Annotated in this window: 19 protein-coding genes; 11 read left to right on the forward strand and 8 right to left on the reverse strand. The window is 51.6% G+C overall.

Annotated elements, in window-relative coordinates:
• Nucleotides 1-11: 11 nt before the first annotated feature.
• Both SK33_RS12955 and SK33_RS12960 read right to left on the reverse strand, forming a co-directional pair.
• Complete coding sequence (locus SK33_RS12955) at nucleotides 12-908, reverse strand: aldo/keto reductase (RefSeq protein ID WP_003029189.1); 897 nt, start codon at nucleotides 906-908, stop codon at nucleotides 12-14.
• Between the two features lie 49 nt (nucleotides 909-957).
• On the reverse strand, nucleotides 958-1,197 hold the full coding sequence (locus SK33_RS12960) for a DUF1289 domain-containing protein (protein ID WP_003029191.1): 240 nt from the start codon (nucleotides 1,195-1,197) through the stop codon (nucleotides 958-960).
• Between the two features lie 101 nt (nucleotides 1,198-1,298).
• Between SK33_RS12960 and SK33_RS12965 the strand changes: the two genes are divergently transcribed.
• The 4 genes from SK33_RS12965 to rnt all read left to right on the forward strand — a co-directional run bounded on the left by SK33_RS12965 (nucleotide 1,299) and on the right by rnt (nucleotide 4,297).
• Nucleotides 1,299-1,898, forward strand: a complete 600-nt coding sequence (locus SK33_RS12965; RefSeq protein WP_003836447.1) for a TetR/AcrR family transcriptional regulator — start codon at nucleotides 1,299-1,301, stop codon at nucleotides 1,896-1,898.
• Between the two features lie 54 nt (nucleotides 1,899-1,952).
• Nucleotides 1,953-3,050: an alkene reductase gene (locus SK33_RS12970; RefSeq protein WP_003029197.1), complete on the forward strand. Its 1,098-nt coding sequence runs from the start codon at nucleotides 1,953-1,955 to the stop codon at nucleotides 3,048-3,050.
• 97 nt (nucleotides 3,051-3,147) lie between these two features.
• Complete coding sequence (gene gloA, locus SK33_RS12975; RefSeq protein WP_003029198.1) at nucleotides 3,148-3,555, forward strand: lactoylglutathione lyase; 408 nt, start codon at nucleotides 3,148-3,150, stop codon at nucleotides 3,553-3,555.
• A 94-nt stretch (nucleotides 3,556-3,649) separates the two neighbouring features.
• Nucleotides 3,650-4,297 (forward strand): ribonuclease T, encoded by a 648-nt coding sequence (rnt, locus tag SK33_RS12980; protein WP_003029200.1) that lies wholly within the window; start codon nucleotides 3,650-3,652, stop codon nucleotides 4,295-4,297.
• 53 nt (nucleotides 4,298-4,350) lie between these two features.
• Here rnt and grxD read toward each other — a convergent pair whose 3' ends face one another.
• Nucleotides 4,351-4,698: a monothiol glutaredoxin 4 gene (gene grxD, locus SK33_RS12985; protein ID WP_003832760.1), complete on the reverse strand. Its 348-nt coding sequence runs from the start codon at nucleotides 4,696-4,698 to the stop codon at nucleotides 4,351-4,353.
• A gap of 334 nt (nucleotides 4,699-5,032) precedes the next feature.
• Here grxD and SK33_RS12990 point away from each other — a divergent pair, with 334 nt between their 5' ends.
• Both SK33_RS12990 and sodB read left to right on the forward strand, forming a co-directional pair.
• Nucleotides 5,033-5,863 carry a C40 family peptidase gene (locus tag SK33_RS12990; RefSeq protein WP_048218977.1) on the forward strand — a complete coding sequence of 277 codons (831 nt, stop codon included), beginning with the start codon at nucleotides 5,033-5,035 and terminating at the stop codon, nucleotides 5,861-5,863.
• A gap of 127 nt (nucleotides 5,864-5,990) precedes the next feature.
• Nucleotides 5,991-6,572, forward strand: coding sequence for a superoxide dismutase [Fe] (gene sodB, locus SK33_RS12995; protein ID WP_003029205.1), 582 nt, complete (start codon nucleotides 5,991-5,993; stop codon nucleotides 6,570-6,572).
• Between the two features lie 39 nt (nucleotides 6,573-6,611).
• Here the strand turns inward: sodB and SK33_RS13000 are convergent, their stop codons facing one another.
• The gene (locus tag SK33_RS13000; RefSeq protein WP_016150189.1) at nucleotides 6,612-7,781 is read right to left on the reverse strand and encodes an MFS transporter; all 1,170 of its coding nucleotides are present in this window, start codon (nucleotides 7,779-7,781) and stop codon (nucleotides 6,612-6,614) included.
• Nucleotides 7,782-7,957: 176 nt separating this feature from the next.
• The gene (gene cydH, locus SK33_RS13005; RefSeq protein WP_003029209.1) at nucleotides 7,958-8,047 is read right to left on the reverse strand and encodes a cytochrome bd-I accessory subunit CydH; all 90 of its coding nucleotides are present in this window, start codon (nucleotides 8,045-8,047) and stop codon (nucleotides 7,958-7,960) included.
• A gap of 297 nt (nucleotides 8,048-8,344) precedes the next feature.
• On the opposite strand from cydH, the gene purR reads away from it, so the two are divergent.
• Entirely contained in the window at nucleotides 8,345-9,370 is a 1,026-nt protein-coding gene (purR, locus tag SK33_RS13010; RefSeq protein ID WP_048218979.1) for an HTH-type transcriptional repressor PurR, read from the forward strand.
• On the opposite strand, the gene punR is transcribed toward purR, so the two are convergent.
• The gene (punR, locus tag SK33_RS13015) at nucleotides 9,367-10,299 is read right to left on the reverse strand and encodes a DNA-binding transcriptional activator PunR (protein ID WP_003029215.1); all 933 of its coding nucleotides are present in this window, start codon (nucleotides 10,297-10,299) and stop codon (nucleotides 9,367-9,369) included. The two genes, purR and punR, sit on opposite strands and share 4 nt — an antisense overlap.
• A gap of 113 nt (nucleotides 10,300-10,412) precedes the next feature.
• Here punR and punC point away from each other — a divergent pair, with 113 nt between their 5' ends.
• The gene (gene punC / locus SK33_RS13020; protein ID WP_003836456.1) at nucleotides 10,413-11,618 is read left to right on the forward strand and encodes a purine nucleoside transporter PunC; all 1,206 of its coding nucleotides are present in this window, start codon (nucleotides 10,413-10,415) and stop codon (nucleotides 11,616-11,618) included.
• A 290-nt stretch (nucleotides 11,619-11,908) separates the two neighbouring features.
• Nucleotides 11,909-13,057 (forward strand): cyclopropane fatty acyl phospholipid synthase, encoded by a 1,149-nt coding sequence (cfa, locus tag SK33_RS13025; RefSeq protein ID WP_003836458.1) that lies wholly within the window; start codon nucleotides 11,909-11,911, stop codon nucleotides 13,055-13,057.
• Nucleotides 13,058-13,098: 41 nt separating this feature from the next.
• Here the strand turns inward: cfa and SK33_RS13030 are convergent, their stop codons facing one another.
• Nucleotides 13,099-13,746, reverse strand: coding sequence for a riboflavin synthase (locus tag SK33_RS13030; RefSeq protein WP_003029220.1), 648 nt, complete (start codon nucleotides 13,744-13,746; stop codon nucleotides 13,099-13,101).
• Between the two features lie 217 nt (nucleotides 13,747-13,963).
• On the opposite strand from SK33_RS13030, the gene mdtK reads away from it, so the two are divergent.
• Nucleotides 13,964-15,337 carry a multidrug efflux MATE transporter MdtK gene (mdtK, locus tag SK33_RS13035; RefSeq protein WP_003029224.1) on the forward strand — a complete coding sequence of 458 codons (1,374 nt, stop codon included), beginning with the start codon at nucleotides 13,964-13,966 and terminating at the stop codon, nucleotides 15,335-15,337.
• 39 nt (nucleotides 15,338-15,376) lie between these two features.
• Here mdtK and SK33_RS13040 read toward each other — a convergent pair whose 3' ends face one another.
• On the reverse strand, nucleotides 15,377-16,075 hold the full coding sequence (locus SK33_RS13040; protein WP_048218980.1) for an RluA family pseudouridine synthase: 699 nt from the start codon (nucleotides 16,073-16,075) through the stop codon (nucleotides 15,377-15,379).
• Between the two features lie 129 nt (nucleotides 16,076-16,204).
• On the opposite strand from SK33_RS13040, the gene SK33_RS13045 reads away from it, so the two are divergent.
• Nucleotides 16,205-16,996: a PhzF family phenazine biosynthesis protein gene (locus tag SK33_RS13045; RefSeq protein WP_044699919.1), complete on the forward strand. Its 792-nt coding sequence runs from the start codon at nucleotides 16,205-16,207 to the stop codon at nucleotides 16,994-16,996.
• The last annotated feature ends 34 nt before the right edge of the window (nucleotides 16,997-17,030 follow it).

Here is a 17,030-nt window from a genome sequence, read left to right on the forward strand (position 1 = left end):
CAAAAACACGATTAAGGTACGTCGTAACCCAGTGCAGCTTTACGAATGCGGAACCATTGCTGGCGAGACATGTTCAGCGTCTCAGACTCAATGGCGGCGCGTACGCGCTCTATTTTTCCTGAGCCAATAATCGGCAGCGGCTGAGACGGCAAACGTAAAATCCAGGCGTACACCACCTGCTCAATAGACTGCGCGTTTAACTCTTCTGCGATCGCGGCAAGTTCATTTCGTAATGGCTGGAACGCATCGTCATTAAACAAGCGACCGCCGCCGAGGCAGGACCAGGCCATTGGACGAATACGCAACTGTTGCAGTTGATCTAAAGTGCCATCCAGCAGGAGCGGCTGATGTACCGGAGAGATTTCAACCTGGTTGGTCGCCAGCGTAAACGGCAGACGCGATTGCAACAATGAGAACTGTGCCGGGGTGAAATTAGAGACACCAAAGTGACGCACTTTGCCACTGTGGTGCAATTTTTTGAAAGCGTCGGCGACGTCGTCAGCATCCATAAGCGGATCGGGACGGTGGATGAGCAACAGATCAATATGATCGGTCGCCAGCAGTTTCAGCGATTCTTCCGCACTGGCAATAATATGCGCGCTGTCGGTAATGTAATGTCCCAGCGCATTTTCCGCGCGCGCCGTCGTCGCGATCCCGCATTTGGTCACAATCTGCATTTTTTCACGCAAATGCGGAGCCAGTTTCATTGCCTCACCAAACGCCGCTTCACACTGGTATCCACCGTAGATATCGGCGTGATCGACGGTGGTCACGCCCAGATCCAGATGCTCTTCAATAAAGCTGACTAGCTGGCGCGCGGACATATTCCAGTCCATCAGGCGCCAGTACCCCATCACAAAGCGAGAAAATTCCGGGCCTTGCGGCGCAATAGTAATACGCTGAACCATAGCAGCTTCCTTTTAAGTGAATGTGCCTCGAGTATACGCAATTACGTTTTTAAAAGAGTGAAGGTTGTTGCGGTTCTTCCGAAGGGTTGGCTTTGTTCGCTCGTAATTTACGCATCAGGCGCTGACGACAAAGCCGTAGCACTTCCTGCTTTTGGGCATCGCTCATCTTTTGCCAGTTAAAACGTTCATCCCGACTGCGAAAACAGCCACGGCAAAATCCGCGTTCGTCAGACTGACATATTCCACGGCATGGGCTCTGGACGGGGAAAAACTCCAGCTGTTCGGCCACATCCCCTCCTTTAGTAAGATTGATATACTTATTGAAGACGTTAACTGAATTTCTCGCAAGCGCTATTGCATTAGACCGACTGGTCTATTACACTCCTGTTCATGAACAAAATCACTGAACACGATACACGCGAACATCTACTGGCGACTGGCGAACTGCTGTGTATGCAGCGCGGCTTCACCGGCATGGGTTTAAGCGAACTACTGAAAACCGCTGAAGTGCCCAAAGGTTCGTTTTATCATTATTTTCGCTCTAAAGAAGCGTTCGGTGTCGCGATGCTGGAACGCCACTATGCGGCCTATCATCAGCGACTGGCTACGCACTTTGATACGGGTGCGGGAAACTACCGCGACCGCATTCTGGCCTACTATCAGGAAACCCTGAACCAGTTTAGCCAGCACGGCATTATTAGCGGCTGTTTAACTGTAAAACTGTCTGCCGAAGTGTGCGATCTGTCAGAAGATATGCGCACAGCGATGGATAAAGGCGCGCGGCACATTATTGTGCTGTTAGCGCAGGCACTGGAGAAAGGTCAGGCCAGCCATTGTCTGTCCTTTGTTGGCGAGCCGTTACAGCAGGCGCAAGTACTGTATGCGCTGTGGCTTGGCGCCAACCTACAGGCCAAGATTTCTCGTAGCGCTACTCCGCTGGAAAATGCGCTGGCGCACGTTAAAAACATCATCACAACGCCTGCCGTTTAACAGGCGTTTTTATTTCTTTTATTACTAGACGACCGGTCTATTCAGGAGTGCCACATGTCATCTGAAAAACTGTTTTCCCCACTGAAAGTGGGTGCCATTACGGCAGCAAACCGCGTATTCATGGCGCCACTGACGCGTCTGCGCAGTATTGAGCCTGGCGACATCCCGACTCCGCTGATGGCCGAGTATTACCGTCAACGCGCCAGCGCGGGTCTTATTATCAGCGAAGCGACGCAGATTTCCGCACAGGCGAAAGGCTATGCCGGAGCACCCGGCTTACACAGCGAAGCGCAAATTGCCGCATGGAAGAAAATCACCGCTGCCGTACACGCTGAGCAAGGTCATATTGCTGTCCAGTTGTGGCACACCGGACGCATCTCTCACGCCAGTCTGCAACCAAATGGTCAAGCTCCAGTTGCACCTTCCGCGATTAGTGCTGGAACCCGCACCTCGCTGCGCGATGAAAACGGCCTGGCAACGCGTGCCGATACCTCAATGCCACGTGCGCTGGAAACCGAAGAGATTCCGGGCATCGTTAATGACTTCCGCCAGGCGATAGCCAACGCGCGCGAAGCGGGTTTCGACATGGTTGAACTGCACTCTGCCCACGGCTACCTGCTGCACCAATTCCTGTCGCCAACCTCTAATCAGCGTACCGATCAATACGGCGGTAGCGTCGAAAATCGTGCGCGTCTTGTGCTGGAAGTGGTAGATGCCGGTATTAAAGAATGGGGTGCCGATCGTATTGGTATTCGCGTCTCCCCGATTGGCTCATTCCAGAACGTTGACAACGGTCCGAACGAAGAAGCCGATGCGCTGTATCTGATTGAACAATTGGGCAAGCGTGGAATCGCTTACCTGCACATGTCTGAGCCGGATTGGGCCGGTGGTGAGCCGTATTCCGATGCGTTCCGCGAAAAAGTTCGCGCGCGCTTCCACGGTCCTATCATTGGTGCTGGTGCCTACACCCCTGAAAAGGCAGAAGCGCTGATCGAGAAAGGTCTGATCGACGCCGTTGCTTTTGGTCGTGCCTATATTGCTAACCCGGATCTGGTGGCGCGTCTGCAACGCAAAGCGGAGCTGAATCCACAACGTGCTGAGAGCTTCTACGGCGGCGGCGCGGAAGGTTACACCGACTATCCTACCCTCTAACGTCACAATCTCCGTTCTGCCATTGATAGCGGCGTAACAACGCCGCTATACTAAAACAACATTTTGAATGTATTAGCCATTTTCGAAGGGGAAAAAGATGCGTTTACTCCATACCATGCTGCGCGTGGGTGACCTGCAGCGTTCCATCGAGTTTTATACCAACGTGCTGGGCATGAAGCTGCTACGTACCAGCGAAAACCCTGAATACAAGTACTCTCTGGCTTTTGTCGGCTACGGTCCTGAAACCAGTGAAGCCGTAATCGAACTGACCTATAACTGGGGTGTCGACAAGTATGAGCTGGGTACTGCCTATGGCCATATCGCCCTGAGCGTAGACAACGCGGCTGAAGCCTGTGAACGTATTCGCCAGAATGGCGGTAACGTAACGCGTGAAGCGGGTCCGGTAAAAGGCGGCACCACAGTGATTGCGTTCGTTGAAGATCCGGACGGCTATAAAATTGAGCTGATCGAAGAGAAAGACGCCGGGCGCGGCCTGGGCGACTAACATCCCCTCGGGCGCAGATCGTCTGTGCCCGTAGTTTTATACTCATCATTTTGCCATAATACGCGCTGCAATTTTCCCGTATTAAGAGACCCAGATGTCCGATAACGCTCAACTTTCCGGTCTGTGTGACCGTTTTCGTGGTTTTTATCCTGTCGTCATTGATGTCGAAACCGCAGGGTTCAATGCCAAAACCGATGCGCTGCTTGAGATTGCAGCCATCACACTGAAAATGGATGAACAAGGCTGGCTGATGCCGGACACGACGTTGCATTTCCACGTAGAGCCGTTTGAAGGCGCGAATCTGCAGCCGGAGGCCCTCGCCTTTAACGGTATTGACCCGAACAATCCGCTACGCGGCGCGGTCAGCGAATATGACGCTCTGCATGCCATCTTCAAAATGGTGCGTAAAGGCATTAAAGACAGCGGCTGCAATCGGGCAATCATGGTGGCGCATAACGCTACGTTCGACCACAGTTTCATGATGGCAGCGGCAGAACGCGCCTCGCTGAAACGTAATCCGTTTCATCCGTTTGTCACCTTTGATACGGCGGCATTAAGCGGTCTGTCATTGGGGCAAACGGTGTTGTCAAAAGCGTGTCTGGCGGCGGGAATGGAGTTTGACGGGAATCAGGCACACTCAGCACTGTATGACACCGAACGTACGGCCGTGCTGTTTTGCGAAATCGTTAACCGCTGGAAACGTCTCGGTGGTTGGCCTCTTCCCGTGCCTGAAGAAGCGTAACGGCGACATAAAAAAAGCGACCATTTCAGGTCGCTTTTTTACTTCTGCTGATATTACTCAGCGTCCGGCTCTTCGGTTTTGTATTTCGCAGCTGTTTCTTTAATCAGCTGCTGCAACTCACCGCGCTGGTACATTTCGATCAAAATGTCACAACCGCCAACCAGCTCACCATCAACCCACAGTTGTGGGAAAGTTGGCCAGTTTGCGTATTTCGGCAGTTCGGCGCGAATATCCGGGTTCTGCAGAATATCAACGTAAGCAAAGCGTTCACCACAGGCTGACAGCGCCTGCACAGCCTGAGCGGAGAAACCGCAGCTTGGCAGTTTAGGAGAACCTTTCATGTACAGGAGAATCGGGTTTTCAGCGATCTGGCGCTGGATTTTTTCGATAGTGGTGCTCATTATCTTGCTTCCTTAAACTTCTTTTACGGCAGTAGTCTGACATTGTAACGGGTCAGACAGGCAACGGAAAATAACATTTTCATTACGCGTTATTATTTTATCCCCTGACGCTAAAAGTTGCATTCATAATCTCATTTATCCCCTTCAAACATGTGGTTTTGATTATCTGTTCACCAACTCCAACGTTAATTGATGTTTTTTTTTGCGGTCGGTTACGAAACATAGTTTTAAACAAAAAAAGCTATTAACTTTCCCTCTTTCTATAGATTAGAATCGTCAAGTTTTGAAAATCACACGCAGGCACGATAGACCTGCCTTACCAGAGGACTGCTCAGTGGCGCGGATAAACCGAATCTCGATCACGCTCTGTGCTTTACTTTTTACTACACTGCCCTTTACGCCTATGGCTCATGCTTCCAAGCAGGCCAGGACGACACCTACCAATTCTCACACCATCAAAACGGTAGATAAAAAGAAAAGCGCAACAACCAGCCAAAAAACAACAAAGACCAGCAAGAAAACGGCGACAAAAACCACCAGTAAAACCAGCACCAAAACCGCTTCCTCTTCTAAAAAACGCACTGCCACTCCGGCAAAGTCGACTAAAACTGCAAATCGTCGTGGTAAAACTGCCGTAGCACAAACCGCAGCCGTTATCTGGACTGAAAAATGCACACCGCGCAAAGGCCATAAACCACGCTGCGTGAAGGTGAAAACCACTGCACCGACTACACTTGCTGACGCACATAAAGTGAAAGTGCAGAAAGCGACTAAAACCGCTATGTCCACCTTGATGAACCAAATCGGTAAACCTTATCGTTGGGGCGGCTCCTCGCCAAGAACCGGGTTTGACTGCAGCGGTCTGGTTTATTACGCCTATAAAGATCTGGTGAAGTTCCGCATTCCGCGTACCGCGAACGAAATGTATCATCTGCGTGATGCAGCACCGATTGAACGTGGCGAACTGAAAAATGGCGATCTGGTCTTCTTTCGTACCCAGGGTCGCGGAACTGCCGATCACGTCGGCGTCTACGTCGGAAACGGTAAGTTTATTCAGTCACCGCGTAGCGGGCAGGAAATTCAAATCACCTCTCTGAGCGAAGATTACTGGCAGCGCCACTATGTGGGCGCTCGTCGGGTAATGACGCCAAAAACAATTCGCTAAAAACTTACCCTACAGAACACACTGTAGGGTAAGTTCTTCTTTTGCATAACCTTTCAATTTGCTACCCTATCCTTACTCACAATGAGGCTATTGTGTGTACTCAATATAAATAATAAGGAGAGAAGCAATGTCGTTTGAATTACCTGCATTACCGTATGCCAAAGATGCTCTGGCACCGCACATTTCTGCCGAAACGCTGGAATATCACTATGGCAAACACCATCAAACCTACGTGACCAATCTGAACAATCTGATTAAAGGCACGGCGTTTGAAGGCAAATCACTGGAAGAGATCGTTCGTAGCTCTGAAGGCGGTGTATTTAATAACGCAGCACAAGTATGGAACCACACGTTCTACTGGAACTGCCTGGCACCGAACGCAGGTGGCGAACCAACCGGTAAACTGGCCGATGCAATTGCCGCCTCCTTTGGCAGCTTTGCAGATTTCAAAGCGCAGTTCACCGATGCCGCTATCAAAAACTTCGGTTCTGGCTGGACCTGGCTGGTTAAAGGAACTGATGGCAAACTGGCTATCGTCTCCACCTCCAACGCAGGTACTCCGCTGACCACCGACGCGACGCCGCTGATGACCGTTGACGTATGGGAACACGCCTACTACATCGACTATCGCAATGCCCGTCCTGGCTACCTGGAACATTTCTGGGCGCTGGTGAACTGGGAATTTGTTGCGAAGAACTTCGCAGCATAAAAAAGATAACGCAGAAGGGCTTCCTTCTGCGTTTTTGCATTAATTCGTGGTCGTGAAAGCCTCTTCTGGCTGTCTTCTTGCGGAAATAAACACCAGCAGCAGCGCAAGACCCGCCACAATCGCCCCCATCACTGGCACAAAACTGTAGCCCAGGCCGCCTGATATCACCGCCCCACCGGCCGCTGCACCCAGAGCGTTCCCCAGATTAAACGCGCCAATATTGACTGACGATGATAATCCAGGTGCTTCACTGGCAACGCGCATCACACGCATCTGCAACGGTGGAACGACCGCGAACGTCGCCGCGCCCCAGACCACCATACTGATCGCCGCCCCCAGCTCATTACTCGCAAGGAAAGGAATGGCCAGCATAATAACCATCAGCAGCAGTAAAAAGCCTTTCAACGTACCGTTGACTGAACGGTCAGCAAACTTGCCACCAAAGTAGTTACCGATCGAGAAACCAATGCCTATCAACACCAGCATCCCGGTAACAAATGCCGGAGTGGCATGAGTGATAGTATGCAGAACCGGCGAGATGTAGGTATAAAGCGTGAACATCGCCCCAGCACCCAGTACGGTAGTCAGTAACGCCGACAACACCTGTGGGCGCATAAGTACCGCCAGTTCGCTGCGAACATCCGGGCGCTCTCCGGCTCCACCCTTGGGTAAGGAGAAGAACAGGCTGACCATAGCAATGACGCCCAGACCCGCAGTGGCCATAAATGACATGCGCCAACCGATGGTTTCACCAAGCCATGTCGCCGCCGGAACGCCGCCAATATTGGCGATGGTTAACCCCATAAACATCGTTGCTACGGCGCTGGCCTGCTTATGTTTGGGTACAACACTGGCAGCAACCACTGAACCGAGACCAAAAAAGGCCCCATGGTTAAGACTGGTCAAAATACGCGATAGCATTAGCGTGGTGTAATCCGGCGAGATAGCCGAAAGCACATTACCCAGCGTGAAAATTGCCATCAGGAATATCAAAGCATTACGTCGCGCGCGATGAGACAGCAGCAATGTCATCAGCGGTGCACCTACCATCACACCTACCGCATAGGCGCTGATCAGCATGCCGGCCGCCGGAATCGAGACATCCACACCTTTGGCTATGACGGGCAATAATCCCATTGGCGAAAATTCGGTGGTGCCAATGCCAAACGCTCCGATCGCCAGCGCCAGTAAAGGATAATTGAGTTTCATATTGCGACTCCGTAACGTCGAGCCGTGGCGCGACATAAAATAAGAGTCAAAAGCATGACATTGATCGCAAAATTAATAAAGTTAACAAAATTGCAAAAGACTTTTGCTAATTCGCAAACAATAGAAGAGATAGACGAGCGGAAAGAGTGAGGGAGAGCTAACTCCCTCGGGGGACATCAATGCAGCGCTGCGGTCAGGCCACCCGCGACGATCAAACCCAGAACAATAATGGTAGTCACTAACGAAAATTTCAGATCGGTGCTCATCAAGTTTTCTCCTTTTTATTCCCACACAAAAAGTGATATTGCGCATTTTTACACACTTGAAAGCAAAAATCTCTCACGATTTATATTGATAACTGCTTTTAACTCTTCCCCTTTTCGTTAAGATCAGACAAAATTCCACGCTTACTTGATTAGCGTACCGGCCATTGACCCCTTCCTGACGTTCCGTGTCGTTTTCCCGGCGTGCCGCAACCCTTACGTTGCGCTAAGGGTGTGTAAAGGCAAACGTTTACCTGGAGTATTCTCAGGAGCTTAGGATATGGTCTGGAGTGAGATGTAATGGCAACAATTAAAGATGTAGCGAAGCGAGCAAACGTTTCCACTACAACCGTATCACACGTAATTAACAAGACGCGCTTTGTCGCGGAAGAAACGCGTAATGCTGTCTGGGCAGCGATCAAAGAACTGCACTATTCTCCGAGCGCAGTTGCCCGCAGCCTGAAGGTGAATCACACCAAGTCTATTGGCTTGCTGGCGACCAGCAGCGAAGCGGCCTATTTCGCAGAAATTATCGAAGCCGTGGAGAAAAACTGTTTCCAGAAAGGCTATACGCTGATTCTGGGTAACGCATGGAACAGTCTCGAAAAGCAGCAGGCCTATCTGTCGATGATGGCGCAAAAGCGCGTTGATGGTCTGCTGGTGATGTGTTCTGAGTATCCGGAGTCGCTGCTTTCGATGCTCGAAGAGTATCGCCATATTCCGATGGTCGTCATGGACTGGGGCGAAGCTAAAGCCGACTTTACCGATACGGTCATTGATAACGCCTTCGAAGGCGGTTACATGGCGGGTCGGTATCTGGTAGAACGCGGTCATCGTGAAATTGGCGTGATCCCAGGTCCAATGGAACGTAATACCGGGGCCGGGCGTCTGGCGGGCTTTATGAAAGCGATGGAAGAAGCGCTGATTAAAGTGCCTGATAACTGGATTGTCCAGGGCGATTTCGAGCCTGAGTCCGGCTATCGCGCCATACAGCAAATTCTGTCGCAATCGCATCGTCCAACCGCTGTCTTCTGCGGTGGCGATATTATGGCGATGGGTGCGCTGTGCGCCGCTGACGAAATGGGTCTGCGCGTACCACAGGATGTCTCACTCATCGGCTACGACAACGTGCGCAACGCCCGTTTCTTCACGCCGGCCTTAACGACTATTCACCAGCCGAAGGATTCACTAGGTGAAACGGCCTTCAACATGCTGTTAGACCGTATCGTGAATAAACGTGAAGAGTCACAGTCTATCGAGGTGCATCCACGTCTGGTTGAGCGTCGCTCCGTTGCCGACGGTCCGTTCCGAGATTACCGCCGTTAAGCCTGTTGTGCGGGAGTCTCATCTGGCTCCCGCAGCCATTCCTTGTTCAACGTTTCACTATCCCCTAAATAGTCCAGCAGCCAACTCAATGCCGGTGACGTATCGTTCTGCTGCCATGTCAGACAGCATGCGGCATCAGGAAAGGGGTTCTCCAGTTGCAGCGCAACCCACTTGCCGCTATCGATCCACGGCTTGGCAAAATGCGTCGGTACCATGCCAACACACAGCCCTGCTGATAAGCAGGTAGCGGATGATTCCCAGTCAGGCACCACGACGCGCTTTTGGTTATCCAGCAGCCAGGTAATACGCTTTGGCAACGTACGGGAGGTATCTTCGCGCACCAGTGACGGCCAGTTGCGCAACGTATCATCACTTAGCGGTCCGGGCATTGATGCCAGTGGATGATGGCTGGCTACCACGCAACTCCAGCTCAGCATTCCCATATCGCGGAAGGTATAGCGTCCCCCTACCGGAATCGCCTGTGTGGCGCCGATGGCCAGCTCCACGCGTCCATCGGACAGCGCGTCCCATACGCCGTTAAACACTTCCTGAAAAACTAACAACTCCACATCATCAAAGTGACGGTAGAAATCCACGATCATCTGTCGGGTACGATCCGGGCGGACAATGTTATCGACTGCGATCGCCAGCTGTCCGCGCCAGCCGTTGGCAATTTGCTGACATTGCTGGCGCGTGATCTGCATTTTTTTGATAACAGAGCGACCTTCTTTTAAAAACCATGCCCCGGCAGGCGTTAATTCCACATCCCGATGACGTCGCTCAAAAAGTGGTACCGCCAGCCACTCTTCCAGTTGGCGCACAGTGTAGCTTACCGCCGAAGGTACACGGTGTAGCTCCTGTGCGGCCGAACTAAAGCTACCGTTACGCGCAACCGCATCAACCACTTCAAGTGAATATTCCGACCACATATTCTGCCTGCAAAAATTTTGAAATCAGTAAGCAAATATTAGCGTTTCACAGCGAGAATTACACTCACTACACTCAGCGGCATTGTTCTACTGCTAAAAAAAGAGAAATGATGATGCAACCTGGGAAAGGGTTTTTAGTCTGGCTGGCGGGCCTTAGCGTGCTCGGCTTTCTGGCAACAGATATGTATCTGCCCGCCTTCGCCGCAATTCAGTCCGATCTGCAAACGCCTGCATCTGCCGTCAGCGCTAGCCTGAGCTTGTTCTTAGCCGGTTTTGCCGTCGCACAACTGCTGTGGGGACCGCTCTCTGACCACTATGGTCGCAAGCCTATTTTGCTGCTGGGTTTATCTATCTTCGCACTGGGCAGTCTGGGCATGCTGTGGGTTGAAAACGCCACAGGCCTGCTGGTACTGCGATTTGTTCAGGCCGTTGGCGTCTGTGCAGCATCGGTTATCTGGCAAGCGCTGGTTACCGACTATTATCCTTCACAAAAAGTAAACCGCATCTTTGCCACCATTATGCCGCTGGTCGGGTTATCACCTGCCCTCGCCCCGTTATTAGGTAGTTGGATCCTGGTACATTTTTCCTGGCAGGCCATTTTTGCCACCCTGTTCGCCATTACTCTGATTCTGATGCTTCCGGCGCTGCGTTTAAAGCCTACAGCTAAAGCACGCGATGACAGCCAGGATAAACTGACTTTCACCACCTTGCTGCGCTCGAAAACTTACCGTGGAAACGTGCTGATTTATGCCGCCTGTTCCGCGAGCTTTTTTGCATGGCTGACGGGTTCCCCGTTCATCCTTAGCGAAATGGGTTATAGCCCAGCGGTAATTGGTCTGAGCTATGTTCCGCAAACTATCGCCTTTTTAATCGGTGGTTACGGCTGTCGTGCTGCGCTGCAAAAATGGCAGGGTCGTCAGCTGCTGCCCTGGTTACTCATTCTGTATGCCTTCAGCGTTGTAGGCACCTGGGCGACCGGCTTTATTCATCATGTCGCATTGGCTGAAATCCTGATCCCATTCTGCGTTATGGCGATTGCGAACGGCGCAATCTACCCTATCGTTGTCGCGCAGGCATTACGCCCTTTCCCACAGGCCACTGGACGCGCTGCCGCATTGCAGAATACGCTGCAACTGGGTTTATGCTTCCTGGCAAGCCTTGTCGTTTCCTGGTTGATTGCTACCCCGCTGCTCACCACTACCAGCGTTATGCTGACCACGGTATTGCTGGCTGCTGTAGGTTACAAAATGCAATCGCAGAAAACTGACGCCCCGCAAACAGATGACCGCGCGCAAATTGCCCATGGAGAGTCTCACTAATAATTGTCGCGGGCAATTAATTAGCCCGCTAAGAATTATCGGTTGAATCGTCAAAAATTCAGGCCTATACTGATTTCTGGATGTTAAAAAAACGATAATTTTTATGTGTTAGCGGGAACAAGAATGTTCCCGTATTCCCACGGATGGTCTTTTCGGCAAGGGTTCCTCCCTTCCTCTGTTCTACGTCGGATTATAGATTCACGGATTAATTCCGTGAGATTTCTCACAAAGCCCAAAAAAGCGTCTACGCTGTTTTAAGGTTCTGATCACCGACCAGTGATGGAGAAGCTATGAGTTCATCGTGTATAGAAGACGTCAGAGTACCGGATGATGACTGGTACCGCATCACCAATGAATTATTGAGCCGTGCAGGCATTACCATTAATGGCCCGGCACCGGCGGATATTCGTGTAAAGAACCCCGATTTTTTCAAACGTGTATTGCAGGAAGGATCGTTAGGGTTGGGTGAAAGTTATATGGATGGCTGGTGGGAATGCGACCGGCTGGACATGTTTTTTAGTAAAGTCCTACGCGCCGGTCTTGAAAACCAACTCCCCCGCCACTTCAAAGATACGTTACGAATTGCCGCTGCTCGCTTGTTCAATTTGCAGACCAAAAAGCGTGCATGGGTTGTCGGCAAAGAACATTACGATTTAGGCAACGATCTCTTTACTCGCATGCTGGACCCCTATATGCAGTATTCCTGCGCCTACTGGAAAGATGCCGATACCCTGGAATCTGCCCAGCAGGCGAAGCTAAAAATGATTGCTGAAAAATTGCAATTGAAGCCAGGGATGCGGGTGCTCGATATAGGCTGCGGCTGGGGCGGCTTATCCCAGTTTATGGCATCAGAATATGGCGTCAGCGTGGTGGGTGTAACCATTTCGGCAGAACAGCAGAAAATGGCGCAGTCACGGTGTGCGGGGCTTGATGTCACAATTTTGCTGCAGGATTATCGTGACCTGAATGACAAATTCGATCGTATTGTTTCCGTCGGCATGTTTGAGCATGTAGGGCCGAAAAACTACGCCACCTATTTTGACGTGGTCGATCGCAATTTAAAACCGGATGGTCTCTTTTTACTGCATAGTATCGGCTCCAAAAAGACCGACAATAACGTTGATCCGTGGATCAATAAATATATCTTCCCGAACGGCTGTTTACCATCAGTTCGCCAGATTGCCAACGCCAGCGAGCCACATTTTGTAATGGAAGACTGGCATAATTTTGGCGCGGATTACGACACGACGCTGATGGCCTGGCACGAACGTTTCATTAACTCCTGGCCTGAAATCGCCGATAACTATACCGAACGTTTCAAACGGATGTTCAGCTATTATCTGAACGCCTGTGCCGGAGCGTTTCGAGCTCGCGATATTCAGTTATGGCAGGTGGTTTTTTCTCGCGGCGTTGAACACGGCCTGCGCGTTCCCCGTTAATCGTTATCGCCCCCGTATCAACGAGGGCTTAACTCTCAGGCTTAGGCTCCCGCTTCTCCCGTTATGTTGCTGATGGCGCTTTCACGCGCCGCCAGCACACGCTCAACAGTATCAACCACCGCCTGCGTTTGGGGATCGATTTCGATATTAACCCTTGCGCCCAGCTTTTTCTTGCCAAGCGTCGTACGCTCCAGCGTTTCCGGGATCAAGTGCACACAGAAACGCGTCGGCGTCACTTCACCGACCGTCAGACTGATACCGTCAATACCAATAAATCCTTTGTACAGGATATATTTCATCAGCGACGGGTCCTGGACTTTAAACCACACCTGGCGGTTATTCTCCGAGGTCAGAATTTTCGACACTTCGGCAGTGGTCATAATATGGCCCGACATTAAATGTCCGCCAATCTCATCACTGAATTTTGCCGCACGCTCAACGTTAACCAAATCACCGACCTTCAGTTCGCCCAGATTGGTGATACGCAGCGTTTCTTTCATCAGGTCAAAGCTTATCTGGTTCCCGTTAATTTCGGTGACCGTCAGGCAGCACCCATTGTGGGCAACCGATGCGCCGGTCTCCAGCGCATCCAGCATATATTCAGGCAACTCCACAACATGCGTACGAAAATTTGGTTTTTCATCAATGGACACCAATTTTGCGGTGCCCTGCACAATACCCGTAAACATACTTCCTACTCCTGAACTCAATTAAGACATCTCTGCACAGCACAATAGCAGGTGGAAATTCAGGTTGCCAGCAATGCGCCACCAGCGCCTGTTTTTTCACTGGAGAATTACGTATTCCTCGCTACAATAGACTGAAATTTCCCCTGCTTTTTCTCCTTGCTGCCATATAAGGCGGCTTTTTTAGTCTCTCAAATAACAACAATATAGTGGTGTACACGTGCAAAAGTATGTAAGTGAAGCGCGTCAGTTATTAGCTCTGGCAATACCGGTGATTCTTGCGCAAATCGCTCAAACCGCAATGGGATTCGTTGATACCGTCATGGCGGGCGGATACAGCGCTACTGATATGGCGGCAGTCGCCATTGGTACCTCTATCTGGTTACCTGCCATTCTGTTTGGTCATGGACTACTGCTGGCATTGACGCCGGTAATTGCGCAACTCAATGGTTCCGGACGCCGGGATCGAATCGCCCATCAAATACGTCAGGGATTCTGGCTGGCGGGCAGCGTCTCCGTGCTGATTATGGTTGTGCTATGGAACGCAGGGTACATTATTCGCTCCATGCATAACATTGACCCGGCGCTGGCGGATAAAGCCGTTGGCTACCTGCGTGCCTTGCTGTGGGGCGCTCCGGGGTATTTGTTCTTCCAGGTAGCCCGTAACCAGTGCGAAGGATTAGCCAAAACTAAACCAGCGATGGTGATGGGCTTTCTCGGCCTGCTGGTGAACATTCCGGTTAACTACGTTTTCATTTATGGACATTTAGGCATGCCGGAACTGGGTGGCGTAGGCTGCGGCGTGGCTACGGCGGCTGTTTACTGGGTGATGTTTATCGCCATGCTCTCTTACATCAAACGTGCGCGCTCGATGCGCGATATCCGTAATGAGCGTGGTTTCCAGAAACCTGACACCGCAGTAATGAAGCGTCTGGTGCAACTGGGTTTACCTATCGCGCTGGCGTTATTTTTCGAGGTAACGCTGTTTGCGGTGGTCGCTCTGCTGGTTTCCCCGCTGGGGATTGTCGACGTGGCCGGACACCAGATCGCACTGAACTTCAGTTCGTTAATGTTCGTCCTGCCGATGTCTCTGGCTGCTGCCGTCACCATTCGTGTCGGTTATCGTCTGGGCCAGGGCTCCACGCTGGATGCACAAACTGCAGCCAGAACGGGTCTGGGTGTCGGTGTCTGCATGGCGGTCGTAACGGCGCTTTTCACCGTGACATTCCGCGAGCATATTGCCCTGCTCTACAACAATAATCCGGAAGTCGTCACCCTGGCCGCGCAGCTCATGTTACTGGCCGCGGTGTATCAAATATCGGACTCTATCCAGGTTATTGGCAGCGGGATCCTGCGTGGTTATAAAGATACGCGTTCCATTTTCTTTATAACCTTTACAGCCTACTGGGTGCTGGGTCTGCCGAGCGGCTATATACTGGCGCTGACCGATCTGGTGGTTGACCGCATGGGGCCAGCAGGATTCTGGATGGGCTTTATTATCGGCCTGACCTCTGCGGCGGTGCTGATGATGCTGCGGATGCGCTTTCTGCAACGCCAGCCGTCAGCGGTTATATTGCAACGAGCTGCACGATAATGCCTAAATAGCCGCCGTCTGGCGGCTTTTTTTACATCCTCAGAACGGGCTGGCGTTTTGGGCGTTCATCCACGCTTCACTAATGGGATGCCTGAAATGCAGTTCACTGGCATGCAGCATCAGTCGCGGCACCCTTTCAGTGCCAGGCAGCAGACGCCCGCCATACAAATCACAGCCTAAAATCGGATGTCCCAACAGCTGACAGTGGATCCGCAGTTGGTGGGTCCGCCCGGTTTCAGGCATCAGTTGTACCCGCGTCAAGGGGAGCAACGCCCCCTTTTCCTGACGATGATAAAAGCGCTCGACAACCTGATAGCGCGAACGTGCGGGTTTGCCGTTGAGAACACAAATTGACATTAATGGAAACAGCGACGGGTCTTTGGCAATCGCTGCATCGATAACTCCTTCGTCGTTTTCCAGATGCCCGCATAACAGTGCGCTGTACACCTTAGTGACCGTACGCTGGCTGAACTGCTGGCAAAGCGCAGCGTTGATAGCCTTGTTACGGGCGACCACCATCAGTCCAGAAGTGCCGAAATCAAGCCGATGTACCAGCGTGCAGCCAGGGTAAATCTGTACCAGCCGGTGATGTACCGAATCGAGATTCTGCGGATTTTTGCCCGACAAGCTAAGTAACCCGCTGGGTTTATTGATTAGCACCAGATGCTCGTCCCGATAGAGGATCTCTATCTCGTCATGACAAGGCGGGGCAATAAAGGTATCGAGGATCGTAGACATCAGGCAGCCAGAATGAGGTGTGGGGACGGATGATAACGAATTTTCACCGCAGTGGCGAATCGGAGCGCTGACCCAATGGCTGGCATGATAGAGTGTGATTTATCCTGAGTGCGATGAGAGGGTTATTCTGTGCAACAAATCGATTTTTACATGGTGGATGCTTTTACCACCACGACGTTTGGCGGTAATGCCGCAGCAGTCTGTCCGCTCACGGACTGGTTGCCCGATGAAACATTATTAAAGATGGCGCAGCAGCATAACCAGTCAGAAACCGCTTTTTTTGTCGCCAATGAGAATGGTTTTGAGCTGCGTTGGTTTACCACTCAGGGTGAAATCAATCTGTGTGGGCATGCCACGCTTGCCGCCGCGCATGTCATCTTTGAACATCTGGATTACCCGGATACAAAAATCCATTTTGCTACCCGCTTTGTGGGACCGCTGACGGTCACGCGCAGCGGTGAATGGCTGACGCTCGATTTTCCAGCCTGGCAAAGCGAATCTGCCATGCCGCCCGCTTTACTGCTGGAAACATTAGGCATCACCGAATACAAAGAGATGCGCGTGGCACGCGATTACATGGTGGTGTTGGAAAATCAACAGCAGGTTGAGGCTGTTCGCCCAAACATCCACGCCATGCTTCCGCTGGGGAAAATGGTGTGCATCACCGCGCCGGGTGACGGGGAATACGATTTTGTCAGCCGTTTCTTCTGCCCGGGTGAAGCCGTCGCGGAAGACCCGGTCACAGGCTCGGCACATAGCATGCTGATCCCTTACTGGGCTGCAAAACTGAATAAAACACAGATGCTGGCGCGCCAGGTCTCTGAGCGCGGCGGGGATTTACGCTGTCAGTTAGCAGGAACGCGTGTTTATATCAGTGGACAGGCAATAACTTATCTGACCGGTAAAGTGCTGCTGCGCTAGCAACCTTACCCGAAATAACCAATCCATGGAGGAT

Source organism: Citrobacter sp. MGH103 (assembly GCF_001034475.2).
Lineage (GTDB): Bacteria > Pseudomonadota > Gammaproteobacteria > Enterobacterales > Enterobacteriaceae > Citrobacter > Citrobacter freundii.